Source organism: Delftia sp. PX-1 (assembly GCF_055797465.1).
On the sequence record NZ_CP184763.1, the window covers coordinates 2,575,983 to 2,587,500 of the forward strand.

The 11,518-nt window shown below is 66.7% G+C and carries 12 protein-coding genes (1 of these 12 running past the window's edge); 6 read left to right on the plus strand and 6 right to left on the minus strand.

What is annotated here, in order from left to right:
- Positions 1–201: 201 nt before the first annotated feature.
- Positions 202–957, minus strand: a complete 756-nt coding sequence (locus tag ACN20X_RS11820; RefSeq protein ID WP_026062448.1) for a sulfite exporter TauE/SafE family protein — start codon at positions 955–957, stop codon at positions 202–204.
- Positions 958–1,083: 126 nt separating this feature from the next.
- Between ACN20X_RS11820 and ACN20X_RS11825 the strand changes: the two genes are divergently transcribed.
- On the plus strand, positions 1,084–2,052 hold the full coding sequence (locus ACN20X_RS11825; protein WP_151019580.1) for a LysR family transcriptional regulator: 969 nt from the start codon (positions 1,084–1,086) through the stop codon (positions 2,050–2,052).
- On the opposite strand, the gene ACN20X_RS11830 is transcribed toward ACN20X_RS11825, so the two are convergent.
- From ACN20X_RS11830 to ACN20X_RS11850, 5 genes are all read right to left on the minus strand, one after another.
- The gene (locus tag ACN20X_RS11830) at positions 2,043–2,912 is read right to left on the minus strand and encodes a M90 family metallopeptidase (RefSeq protein ID WP_016450539.1); all 870 of its coding nucleotides are present in this window, start codon (positions 2,910–2,912) and stop codon (positions 2,043–2,045) included. The genes ACN20X_RS11825 and ACN20X_RS11830 overlap by 10 nt on opposite strands.
- The gene (locus tag ACN20X_RS11835; protein WP_126311681.1) at positions 2,909–3,784 is read right to left on the minus strand and encodes a UDP-2,3-diacylglucosamine diphosphatase; all 876 of its coding nucleotides are present in this window, start codon (positions 3,782–3,784) and stop codon (positions 2,909–2,911) included. The genes ACN20X_RS11830 and ACN20X_RS11835 overlap by 4 nt, the downstream gene beginning before the upstream one ends.
- Positions 3,785–3,941: 157 nt before the next feature.
- Positions 3,942–4,448: a peptidylprolyl isomerase gene (locus tag ACN20X_RS11840; protein WP_016450537.1), complete on the minus strand. Its 507-nt coding sequence runs from the start codon at positions 4,446–4,448 to the stop codon at positions 3,942–3,944.
- Positions 4,449–4,505: 57 nt separating this feature from the next.
- Positions 4,506–5,093: a peptidylprolyl isomerase gene (locus ACN20X_RS11845; protein ID WP_016450536.1), complete on the minus strand. Its 588-nt coding sequence runs from the start codon at positions 5,091–5,093 to the stop codon at positions 4,506–4,508.
- Positions 5,094–5,241: 148 nt separating this feature from the next.
- Entirely contained in the window at positions 5,242–5,775 is a 534-nt protein-coding gene (locus ACN20X_RS11850) for a tetratricopeptide repeat protein (protein WP_016450535.1), read from the minus strand.
- 204 nt (positions 5,776–5,979) lie between these two features.
- Between ACN20X_RS11850 and cysS the strand changes: the two genes are divergently transcribed.
- The 5 genes from cysS to ACN20X_RS11875 form a co-directional block, all read left to right on the plus strand.
- Entirely contained in the window at positions 5,980–7,365 is a 1,386-nt protein-coding gene (gene cysS / locus ACN20X_RS11855; RefSeq protein ID WP_047219658.1) for a cysteine--tRNA ligase, read from the plus strand.
- A 49-nt stretch (positions 7,366–7,414) separates the two neighbouring features.
- Complete coding sequence (locus ACN20X_RS11860; RefSeq protein ID WP_016450533.1) at positions 7,415–8,224, plus strand: DNA-3-methyladenine glycosylase family protein; 810 nt, start codon at positions 7,415–7,417, stop codon at positions 8,222–8,224.
- Between the two features lie 83 nt (positions 8,225–8,307).
- Complete coding sequence (locus ACN20X_RS11865) at positions 8,308–9,285, plus strand: acetyl-CoA carboxylase carboxyltransferase subunit alpha (protein WP_016450532.1); 978 nt, start codon at positions 8,308–8,310, stop codon at positions 9,283–9,285.
- Between the two features lie 108 nt (positions 9,286–9,393).
- Positions 9,394–10,425: a tRNA lysidine(34) synthetase TilS gene (gene tilS, locus ACN20X_RS11870; protein WP_338497212.1), complete on the plus strand. Its 1,032-nt coding sequence runs from the start codon at positions 9,394–9,396 to the stop codon at positions 10,423–10,425.
- A gap of 176 nt (positions 10,426–10,601) precedes the next feature.
- A protein-coding gene (locus ACN20X_RS11875) for an aspartate kinase (protein ID WP_016450530.1) crosses the window boundary here: on the plus strand, positions 10,602–11,518 show its 5' portion. It continues 349 nt past the right edge of the window; 917 of the gene's 1,266 nt are visible here — the first part of the coding sequence; its start codon is at positions 10,602–10,604; its stop codon lies beyond the right edge, outside the window.

Here is an 11,518-nt window from a genome sequence, read left to right on the forward strand (position 1 = left end):
GGGCGCCTGAAGGCGGAGCAGGGAGCGATTCCTGCCCCGCCTTTTTTCGAAGGCAGTGCCCAGTCTTGCGCGCGCTGCAGATCCTTCTTGGCGGCGGCCAGTTCATTGCCCAGCCCCTGCACGTGTTGCTGCCGTTGCCTGGTCATCTGCTGCAGCCCGCAGGCTTGGTTCCAGGCCTTCCCGGCAGCGCGTTCGGCGCGCTCAGCCCGCGCGCTGCAGCAGCACCGGCACCGAGGAGGCCAGCAGCGCCACGCCGGACAGGCACAGCAGGCCCAGCACGATCTGCCGGAAACGCATCTCGCTGATGCCGATATAGAGCCTGGAGCCCAGCAGCGATGGAATGAGCATGGCCGGCGCCACGATGGCGAACAGCGGCAGCATGCTGCGCGCGACCATGCCGGTGCCCAGGTAGGTGGCCATGGTCACGGCCAGCATGGACAGGTTGAAGTTCTGGATGACCGAGCGCTGCTCATCCTTGGGGTAGCCGCGCAGCGTGCACCACAGCGTGGGCAGCGTGCCCGTGAAGCCGCCCAGTCCGCCCATCACGCCGCCCGCCAGGCCCACGGCGCCGTCTGCCACACTGCCGCCGCGCGCCAGCCTGGGCAGGCGGGCCGACAGCAGCATCACCGGGCACCACAGCACCAGCATGCCGCCCAGCAGGGCCTTGAACCAGGCCATGTCCAGGTGCGGCAGCAGCAAGACACCCAGCGGAATGCCGGCAAGACCGCCCAGGATGAAGGGAAGCAGCTTTGCCAGCGCAAACCCGCGCCGCACGGTGATGGCCGACAGCACCTGGCCCAGCAGCGAGCCGAAGACGGTGAGCACGGCCGCATCGCGCGGCTCCAGCACCCAGGCCCAGAACGACATGGCCACCATGCCGAAGGCAAAGCCCGACAGGCCCTGCACGAATCCGGCCGCCGCCGCGCCCAGCGCGATGATGAAAAACATGCCATCCATGGTCTGCCTGGTCCTTTCGTTCTGGGTGTGCAAGACGCAGGAATTCTGGAACGCATGCATAAGCAGAAATTCGTTTGTTTTTATTGTTCAATATGGTTTTGCTTATGACGCGCCACGCCTGAAGCCATGCCGCAAAACCGCACTGCATCGACCACTGCCCAACTGGCCCACCGCATGGCCACGCGTTTGAAGATGAAGCATTTGCTGCTGCTGCGCTCCATCAGCGAGCTGGGCACGCTGACCCGCGTGGCCGAGCGCATGGCCACCAGCCAGCCCGCCGTGACCCAGGCCCTGGCCGAGCTGGAGTCATTGTTCGGCGCGCCGCTGTTCCTGCGTTCTGCGCGCGGCATGGAGCCTACGGAGCTGGGTGCGCTGGTGCTGGCGCGCGCCCGGGGCATGCTGGCCGATCTGGACCATTGGGCCCACGACATCGAGGCCGTGGGGCAGCAGCGTGCGGCGCACCTGCAGGTGGGTGTCATCCCCTTCCTGCCGGCGCGCATGCTGGCCGAGGCCATCGGCAGGACGCGGCCGCAAGGCCGGCGCATCACGGTCACGCTGCATGAGGACACCAGCGACCGCCTGCTGCAAAAGTTGCGCGCACATGAGCTGGACTGCGTGATTGGCCGCGCCTCGGCCGTGCTGGACATGAGCGGCATACGGCACAGCGTGCTTTATGAGCAGGAGCCTCGCCTGATCGCCCACCGCAGCCTGGCCACGCGGCTGGGGCGCCGGCCTCTGCAGTGGGCCGAACTCACGGGGCTTGACTGGGTGCTGGGCCAGCGCCGCACGCCCATGCGCGAGCAGATCACCGACTTTTTTCTGCGCGCGGGCGTGGAGCCACCGCCGCCGTTTGTGGAAACGCTCTCGGCCAAGGTGATCGGCGAACTGGTGGCGGCCAATGAGCGGGCCGTGTCCATCGTGCCGGCCGACATTGCCGAGGAACTGGTGCGCATCGCGGGCGTGGGCATCGTGCGCCACCGTTTTGGCTGGACCCTGCCACCCATCACCCTGTTCGAGCGCAAGGCGGGCGGGCAGTACGAGGAGCAGCGCCTGTTCGCCCAGACGCTGAAGGAGGTTTGCTCCGATCAGGGGTGACGGGTGGCCGGCTTGAAGAGCGCAGCCAGCAGCGGCTCCAGCGTGGGGAATTCCAGGGCAAAGCGGGCGCGGTCCACGAAGAAGGCTTCGCAGGCCACGGCGAAGAATTCGGCGGGCGCCGTGGCGCCATAGCCGTCCAGCCAAGGCCATTCGCCGCCAAAGCGTTCGGCGATGGTGATCTGCTCACGGAAGGCGTCGTAGGCCGGCGCCCAGGCGGCCTGCCATATCTCGCGGGCCTGGCGCGCGGAGCCGCTGCCCATGAAACCGGGCGGCAGGGGCGGGCAGCCATCGGCGCCGCCGTTGCGCATGTCGATCTTGTGGGCGAATTCGTGGATCACCACGTTGGCGGCCTGGCCGCCGTGACCGTGGTGGCTGGCATGCGGCCCGCGGCCTGCGCCGATGGCCTGCCAGCTCAGCATGACGGGGCCGCCATGCATGGCCTCGCCCATGATCACTTCGTCGTAGTCGTGGATGACGCCGGCCTCGTCCATGCTCTGGCGCCGTGCCACGGCATCGCCCGGGTGCACCACGATGCCGACAAAGTCGTCATACCAGGACAGCGCGCCCTGCGGCTCGCCCCAGTGCAGCAGTGGCAGGCAGGCCTGGGCGGCAATCTCCAGCGCCATGGCGTCGCTCACTTGCAGGCCGTGCGCGCCGTGGAAGCGCTTGCGCTGCAGGAAGACGGCGGCCAGTGCGCGCAGCTTCGATTGCTCCTCCAGCGTCAGCGAGGAAAGAAAGGGGTAGGCGGCCAGCGTGGACAGCCACAGCGGCGCTGGAATCTCAGGCACCGGCGAGACGGCGGAGCGTGCGCGGCGGCCCAGCCGCCGGACCCAGTGGCCCAGTTGTCGCCAGAGGCTCATCGTTGGGGCGCCTGTTCAAGTACTTCGGACAGCGGCAGGCGCCGCAGGCCCTGGCCCTGCTCCCAGCGCAGCACTTCGGCGCGCGGCACGGCGGCTGCCAAATCCCAGTCGCTGAGCACCACACGCCGCAGGCCATCGCCCAGTTCATGGTCGGCCGGGCGGTGCGTGTGGCCGTGGACCAGGGTGGCGGCGCGTGCGGCGCGCAGCCAGCTGCGCGTGGCCTCGGCATCCAGGTCGGCATAGGTGGGCATGGCGGCGGTGTGGCTGGCGGAGGGGGCGGCTGCGTCCGCTCCGGCCGATTCACGTTTGCGCGATTCGCTCTCCTGCCGGATGCCGCGTGCCTGCTCGCGGCGCAGCGGCAGCGGCTGCGCCAGGAAGGCCGCCTGCCACGCGGCGGAGCGCGCCATGGCGCGAAAGCGCTGGTAGTCCGTATCGTCCAGGCACAAGGCATCGCCATGGCTGAGCAGGATGCGCTGGTCGCCGCAGTCGAGCACGGTGGGGTCGGCCAGCGTGGTCGTGCCGCACAGCGCATCGAACTGCGCTCCGGTCAGGAAGTCGCGGTTGCCCTGCATGAAGAACAGCGGCCTGCGGGCGGCGGCCTCGCGCAGGGTGGCGGCGCAATCGGACTCGAAACTGCCGGGATCCAGCAAGGCGTCGTCGCCCACCCAGACTTCGAACAGGTCACCGAGCAGAAAGACGGCATCGGCCTGCGTGGCGTGCAGGTAGCGGCGAAAGGCCTGCACGGTGGCGGGCTCGCAGGCCTGCAGGTGCAGGTCGGAGATGAAGTCCAGCGTGCGCCAGGCCGCGGGCAGTGTCCATTCGGCCGCAATGGGCGGCACGCAGGGAGGGCGAGGTGCGGCGGTCTGGGCCATGGGCGGGTGCGCGCCCGGCAAGGGCGCTGCATGAAGGCTGGGGAAGGCTCTGGAGCAGGGCTGTTGTCCATGGGCACGGCCAGGGGCGGGCCATGTGCATGGACAACAGGGCGGCTGCACGCCAAGGGGGCAGCCGCCTTGTCGGAAGGGCGCCTGATTACAGGGCCACGGCCTTTTCGATGATCACGTCATCCTTGGGCACGTCCTGGTGGCCGCCGTTGCGGCCGGTCTTCACGCCACGAAGCTTGTCCACGATCTCGGTGCCCTTGACCACCTTGCCGAACACGGCATAGCCCCAGCCCTGGGCGCTGGGCGAGGTGTGGTTCAGGAAGCCGTTGTCGGCCACGTTGATGAAGAACTGGGCGGTGGCCGAGTGCGGGTCGCCGGTACGGGCCATGGCGATGGTGTACTTGTCGTTCTTCAGGCCGTTCTTGGCCTCGTTCTCGATGGGCGCATCGGTGCCCTTTTGCTTCATGCCGGGCTCGAAGCCGCCGCCCTGGATCATGAAGCCATCGATGATGCGATGGAAGATGGTGTTGTCGTAGTGGCCCTTGTTCACATAGGCTAGGAAGTTCTCGGTGCTCTTGGGGGCCTTGGCGGCGTCGAGTTCGAGGGTGATGACGCCGTGGTCGGCGATGTGGAGTTCGACTTGGGGATTGCTCATGGCGATTCCTTGTTGGGTGGAGGGCAGGGGCGTGCCACGCTGGGCGCGGCGCGCGGTTTACTTGACTTCGGTGGCCGAGAGGATGGTCACCGGCTTGGTGGGTACATTCTGGTGCATGCCCTGGTTGCCCGTGGCCACCGTGCGGATTTTGTCCACCACATCCATGCCTTGGACCACGCGGCCGAAGACGGCGTAGCCGTGTCCGTCAGGCTTGGGTGCGTTGAGCATGTCGTTGTTCACCACGTTGATGAAGAACTGCGAGGTGGCCGAGTTGGGATTGCCAGTGCGCGCCATGGCGATGGTGCCCCGGTCATTCTTGAGGCCGTTGTCCGCTTCCAGCGGAATCGGCGCGCGCGTGGGCTTTTCCTTGAGGCTGGCATCCATGCCGCCGCCCTGGATCATGAAGCCGTCCATCACGCGGTGGAACACCGTGCCGTCATAGTGCTTGTCGCGCACGTACTGCATGAAGTTGGCCACGGTCTTGGGGGCCTTGGCCTCGTTCAGCTCCAGCACGATGTCGCCCATGCTGGTCTTGAGCTGCACCTTGGGTGTGGCGTTCTGCGCCATGGCGGGCAGGGCGGTGCAAAGGGAAGCGGCCAGGGCCATGCCGGCCAGGGAAAGCGACGCAATGCGGCGTGTGGTCATGCAAATCTCCTGAGAAAGCCAAAGGGCTGGGGGATGGAGTGGGAAAACCCGGGCAGGTTCCTGCGCGTGCGCGCAGGCGTGGCAAGACCCAAATGGCGCGCAGACCGCCGTGCCTGGGCGCCGGGGTCGTGCGTGTGGGCCGTGTCTTCTATTTGGTGCCGGTGACTGGAGCCAGCAATTCGCGCAGCAGCTTGAGCTTGGGCCGCACGCTGGCAGCACGGCCGTCCAGGCCTTGTGCCTTGCCGTAGGCCTCGTAGGCCAGGCGGGCGTGGATGTCGCCCAGATTCTCGTAGGCAACGCCGTAGTTGGGGTTGTTGCGCACGGCCGACTCCAGGGCGGAGCGGGCCTTGTCGAGCTGGTTCTGGCCTGCGTAGATGACGGCCAGGTTGTTGTAGGGCTCGGGCAGCTCGGGGTAGTCCTCGATGAGCTGGTTCAGCGCGGCGATGGCCTCGTCGGTCTTGCCGCTGTCGGTCAGGGCCACGGCCTTGAGAAAGCGCATCTGGGGGTCGCGTGCGTTCTTGGCAAGATAGGCTTCGGCGCGTGCCAGGGCCTGGGTGCTTTTGCCGTTGCGCAGCAACTGGTTCACTTCCGTATAGTCGTCGGCGTGGGCGTGGCCTGTTGCGAGCAGGGCCGCCAGTGCCGCGAGGCGCAGGGCGGAGCGAAACGAGTTGCGTAGAGGCATGTAGGTGCTTTCGGGGCCTCGGGGAAACGCCCCGCGGCGCGGGCTTATACTGCTGTGAATTGTAGCTGAGGGGTGTGCTGGGTCACACGGGCTCTGCGCCTGCCGCTCCTGCTCCCTGCTGAGCATGCCTGCATCGGCGCCAAGGGTCCGGCGGCGCGTGGGACGCGCCCCCTGCAGCGGCCCTTTCTCCCCTGATGAACATCCATGAGTTTGCGTATCTACAACACGCTGTCGCGTGCATTGGAAGCGTTTTCGCCAATCGAACCGGGCCATGTGCGCATGTATGTGTGCGGCATGACCGTGTACGACCTGTGCCACCTGGGACACGCGCGCTCCATGGTCGCTTTCGACGTGGTGCAGCGCTGGCTTCGGGCCAGCGGAAATCGCGTGACCTATGTGCGCAACATCACCGACATCGACGACAAGATCATCCGTCGTGCCGTGGAGAACGGCGAGACCATTCGTTCGCTGACCGACCGCATGATCGACGCGCTGCACCAGGACGCCGACGCCCTGGGCATCGAACGCCCCACGCATGAGCCGCGCGCCACCGAATACGTGCCGCAGATGCTGTCCATGATCGGCCGCCTGCAGGACAAGGGCCTGGCCTACCAGGGCAGCGATGGCGACGTGAACTTTGCCGTGCGCAAGTTCCCCGGCTACGGCAAGCTCTCTGGCAAGTCGCTGGACGAATTGCAGGCCGGCGAACGCGTGGCCGTGCAGGACGGCAAGCAGGACCCGCTGGACTTCGTGCTGTGGAAAAGCGCCAAGCCCAGCGAGCCCGACGAGGTCAAGTGGGCCAGCCCCTGGGGCGCGGGCCGGCCGGGCTGGCACATCGAGTGCTCGGCCATGGGCTGCGAGATGCTGGGCGAGAGCTTCGACATCCACGGTGGCGGTGCCGATCTGCAGTTCCCGCACCACGAAAACGAGATTGCCCAGAGCGAAGGCGCGACCGGCAAGCCTTTCTCGCAGGTCTGGATGCACAACGGCTTCATCAACGTGGACAACGAGAAGATGTCCAAGTCGCTGGGCAACTTCTTCACCATCCGCGACGTGCTCAAGGAGTACGACGCAGAGACCGTTCGCTTCTTCGTCGTGCGCAGCCACTACCGCAGCCCGCTGAACTACAGCGACGTGCATCTAAACGATGCGCGCGGCGCGCTCAAGCGCCTGTACACGGCGCTGAGCCTGGTGGCCCCTGCCGAGGTCGCCATCGACTGGAGCCATCCCGCTGCCGCACGCTTCAAGGCGGCCATGGACGAGGACTTCGGCACGCCCGAGGCCGTGGCCGTGCTGTTCGAGCTGGCTGCAGAAGTCAATCGCAGCAAGAGTGCCGAGACGGCGGGCCTGCTCAAGGCCCTGGCCGGATGCCTGGGCTTGCTGCAGGGCGAGCCCCAGGCCTTCCTGCAGGCAGGAGCGGCAGATGTGGATGCCGCCGCCATCGAGGCGCAGATTGCCGCACGCGCAGCCGCCAAGGCGGCCAAGGACTGGGCCGAGGCCGACCGTATCCGCAAGGCCCTGCTGGAGCAGGGCATCGTGCTCAAGGACTCCCCTGCAGGCACGACCTGGGAGGCAGCCGCCAAGGGCTGATCCGTATGCCTTGCCAGACGTGCCGCGCCAGGTGCGGGGAGGTGCTTTGATGGCCTCCGCCAAACCCCTGGACACCATGGATTTCGAGCAGTTGCCGCTGGTGGCCGATCTGCCCGTGCCCGAACAGCAACCGGCCCCGCTGCCGGTGGTGACGCTGGGCGCGCGCGCAGGCTCGCCGCCTGCCGCCGCAGCGGCCGCTGCCGCCACGCCCAAGGCCAAGATATCGCTGCCCGCGCCGCCCGAAGGCGCGCCTGCCTACTGGGCCGAGGCCTGCCGCCAGCTCGTGCGCCGCGACCGCGTGATGAAGCGCCTGATCCCGCGCTTTGCCCACCTGGCCCTGCAGCCCGGTGGCGATGCCTTTGCCACGCTGGCGCGCTCCATCGTGGGCCAGCAGATCTCGATGAAGGCCGCGCAGACGCTGTGGAACAAGTTCGCACGCCTGCCTGCGCGGATGGCGCCTGACCTGGTGCTCAAGCTCAAGGTGGACGACATGCGCGCCGTGGGCCTGTCCGCCCGCAAGGTGGACTACCTGGTGGACCTGGCCATGCATTTCACCGAGCACCGCCTGCACCAGGACGACTGGCAGGGCATGAGCGACGAAGCCATCGTGGCTGAGCTCATGTCCATCCGCGGCGTGGGCCGGTGGACGGCCGAGATGTTCCTCATCTTCTACCTGCAGCGGCCCAATGTGCTGCCGCTGGACGATGCAGGCCTGATCTCGGGCATCAGCCAGAACTATTTTTCGGGCGACCCCGTCAGCCGCAGCGAGGCGCGCGAGGTTGCCGAGGCCTGGAAGCCGTGGTGCACCGTGGCGACTTGGTATATTTGGCGCTCGCTCGAGACGCAGCCTGCCGCCTGAAGACAAACCGATCACACCCGATCAACCCCCGTTTTCCGGCCGGAACGCATGCACCGTGCCTGGCTGGGACAAGGAGAAACAAGTTGGCGAAAAAGAACTTTCTGGATTTTGAGCAGCCCATCGCCGAGCTCGAATCCAAAATCGAGGAACTGCGCTACGTGCAGACCGAAAGCGCAGTCGATATCTCGGAAGAGATTGAGCAGCTCAGCAAAAAGAGCCTGCAGCTGACGAAGGACATCTACAGCGACCTCTCGCCCTGGCAGATCACCAAGATCGCGCGCCATACCGAGCGTCCCTACACGCTGGACTATGTGCGCGACTGCTTCACCGACTTCATCGAGATGCACGGCGACCGGCACTTTGCCGACGACCAGTCCATCGTGGGCGGGCTGGCGCGCTTCAATGGCATGTCCTGCATGGTCATCGGCCACCAGAAGGGCCGCGACACCAAGGAGCGCACGCTGCGCAACTTCGGCATGACGCGCCCCGAGGGCTACCGCAAGGCCCTGCGTCTCATGAAGACGGCCGAGAAGTTCGGCCTGCCGGTCTTCACCTTCGTGGACACGCCCGGCGCTTTCCCCGGCATCGAGGCCGAGGAGCGCGGCCAGTCCGAAGCCATCGGCCGCAACATCTACGAAATGGCACAGCTGCAGACCCCCATCATCACCACCGTCATCGGTGAAGGCGGCTCGGGCGGCGCACTGGCCATTGCCGTTGCCGACCAGGTGCTGATGCTGCAATACGCCGTCTACTCCGTGATCAGCCCGGAAGGCTGCGCCTCCATCCTCTGGAAGACCGGCGAAAAGGCCCAGGACGCGGCCGATGCCATGGGCATCACGGCCCACCGCCTCAAGGCCCTGGGCCTGGTGGACAAGATCGTCAACGAGCCCGTGGGCGGCGCCCACCGCGACCCCAAGCAAATGGCCGCCTTCCTCAAGCGTGCGCTGGGCGATGCCTACCGCCAGCTGGCCGACCTCAAGCCCAAGGAACTGCAGGACCGCCGCTACGAGCGCCTGCAAAGCTACGGCCGTTTCGCCGATACCAAGGCAGACAATCGCTGAAGGCCGGCGCCACGCTCTGGCACACTGAACGGCTCCCCCTGGGAGCCGTTTTCTTTTTGCGCCGGGACTCGGCCTGAGTCCTGCCATACCTGATCCAAGCCTGTGGAAATGCCGATCACCGACCTGCCGCAGAACCTGCCGGACACCTCATCAGACGCCGCGTCAGACGTCGCGTCAGGCGCCGCCTTGGGTGCTGCCATCCAGCGCTTTGCGCCACCGCTGCCGCTGGCCGTTGCCTTCAGCGGCGGAGCGGACTCCACTGCGTTGCTGCTGGCCTGCGCCGAGCGCTGGCCGGGCCAGGTCGTCGCCATCCATGTGCACCACGGTTTGCAGTCGGCCGCCGATGCCTTTGTGCTCCAGTGTGAAAAAACCTGTGCGCAGCATGCCGTCCCCTTGAAGATCTGCCGCGTGGATGCGCGCCACGCGCCGGGCCAAAGCCCTGAGGATGCGGCGCGTCAGTTGCGCTACGCCACGTTGATCAAGGCCGCCACCGAGCCCTGGCCTGCGCAGGGTGGTGTGCCCATGCCTGCCGTTCGCAGCCTGGCCCTGGCGCAGCATGCCGACGATCAGGTCGAGACGCTGCTGCTGGCACTGTCGCGCGGCGCCGGCGTTGCGGGGCTGGCCGCCATGCCGGCGCAGTGGAGCAGGGCGGGACTTGCGTGGTATCGACCGCTGCTTGATCTGCCTGGCCAGGTATTGCGGGACTGGCTTGCTGCGCGCGGCCAGGAGTGGGTGGAAGACCCTTCCAATGCCGATGCCCGCTACACCCGCAATCGCATCCGCGCCCAGTTGCTGCCGGCGTTGCACCAGGCCTTCCCCCAGTTTCGCGCCACCTTTGCGCGCAGCAGCCGGCATTGCGCCGAAGCGGCCGAGCTCCTGCAGGAGATGGCCCAGGCCGACCTGGGTGCGGTGGGCAACCCGCCCCGCATCGCCGCATTGCAGGCGCTGAGCCCGGCGCGCCAGGCCAATGTGCTGCGCCACTGGCTGCGCAGCGTGCATGCCACCACCCCGAGCGCCGCGCAGCTCGATCAACTGCTCGCGCAGGTCGGCGTTTGCCGTACGCGAGGCCACCGCATCCATCTCAAGATGGGCAGGGGTTTTGTGCGGCGCCTGGGGTCAGTGCTCGATTGGTACAATTGACAGGTTTTGGTCCAACTTTGCACGAAAACCGGCGGCGCGCCAAAACCAAATGGCTTGCGCAAGACGGGTCTGGACGGACATTTCGCTACATGCGCAGTCCTCTTGAGCACCTGGCTTGCACAAGCACCCCCTGTCGTACAGCGCCGTGCCTAGCAGTTTCGTCACCCTGATATCCAATGGCACTGATCGTTCATAAATACGGCGGCACCTCGATGGGCTCGACAGAGCGCATCCGCAACGTTGCCAAGCGCGTGGCCAAGTGGGCTAGGGCCGGTCACCAGATGGTGGTCGTCCCCAGCGCCATGAGTGGCGAAACCAACCGTCTGCTGGGCCTGGCCAGCGAGCTGGCTCCCAGCTCGGCCAAAACGGCGTACTACCGTGAACTCGACATGCTCGCCTCCACGGGCGAGCAGGCGTCGTCGGCACTGCTGGCCATTGCGCTGCAGGCCGAAGGCCTGGAAGCCATCAGCTTCTCGGGCTGGCAGGTTCCCGTGCGCACGGACAGCAGCTTCACCAAGGCGCGCATCGAGTCCATCGATGACAAGCGCGTTCGCGCCGAACTCGACGCTGGCCGCGTGGTCATCATCACCGGCTTCCAGGGTATTGATCCCAACGGTCACGTCACCACGCTCGGCCGTGGCGGCTCCGACACCTCGGCTGTGGCCGTGGCTGCGGCGCTGAAGGCGGCCGAATGCCTGATCTACACCGACGTGGACGGCGTCTACACCACCGACCCGCGCGTGGTGCAGGCCGCCAAGCGCCTGAACACCGTGAGCTTCGAGGAAATGCTGGAGATGGCCAGCCTCGGCTCCAAGGTGCTGCAAATCCGCTCCGTGGAATTTGCCGGCAAGTACAAGGTGCCCATGCGTGTGCTCTCCAGCTTCACGCCCTGGGACATCGACCTGGAGGAAGAGTCCACCTCCGGCACGCTGATTACTTTTGAGGAAGACGAAAAAATGGAAAAGGCCGTCGTATCCGGCATCGCATTCAACCGCGGCGAAGCCAAGATCTCCGTTCTCGGCGTGCCCGACACCCCCGGCATCGCCTACGGCATCCTGGGCCCGGTGGCCGACGCCAATATCGAAGTCGATGT

What these genes read in the sequence shown, in the direction of transcription:
- ACN20X_RS11820 (WP_026062448.1), bottom strand. Translation starts at nt 957, where the DNA reads ATGGATGGCATGTTTTTCATCATCGCGCTGGGCGCGGCGGCGGCCGGA.
- ACN20X_RS11825 (WP_151019580.1), top strand. Translation starts at nt 1,084, where the DNA reads ATGCCGCAAAACCGCACTGCATCGACCACTGCCCAACTGGCCCACCGC.
- ACN20X_RS11830 (WP_016450539.1), bottom strand. Translation starts at nt 2,912, where the DNA reads ATGAGCCTCTGGCGACAACTGGGCCACTGGGTCCGGCGGCTGGGCCGC.
- ACN20X_RS11835 (WP_126311681.1), bottom strand. Translation starts at nt 3,784, where the DNA reads ATGGCCCAGACCGCCGCACCTCGCCCTCCCTGCGTGCCGCCCATTGCG.
- ACN20X_RS11840 (WP_016450537.1), bottom strand. Translation starts at nt 4,448, where the DNA reads ATGAGCAATCCCCAAGTCGAACTCCACATCGCCGACCACGGCGTCATC.
- ACN20X_RS11845 (WP_016450536.1), bottom strand. Translation starts at nt 5,093, where the DNA reads ATGACCACACGCCGCATTGCGTCGCTTTCCCTGGCCGGCATGGCCCTG.
- ACN20X_RS11850 (WP_016450535.1), bottom strand. Translation starts at nt 5,775, where the DNA reads ATGCCTCTACGCAACTCGTTTCGCTCCGCCCTGCGCCTCGCGGCACTG.
- cysS (WP_047219658.1), top strand. Translation starts at nt 5,980, where the DNA reads ATGAGTTTGCGTATCTACAACACGCTGTCGCGTGCATTGGAAGCGTTT.
- ACN20X_RS11860 (WP_016450533.1), top strand. Translation starts at nt 7,415, where the DNA reads ATGGCCTCCGCCAAACCCCTGGACACCATGGATTTCGAGCAGTTGCCG.
- tilS (WP_338497212.1), top strand. Translation starts at nt 9,394, where the DNA reads ATGCCGATCACCGACCTGCCGCAGAACCTGCCGGACACCTCATCAGAC.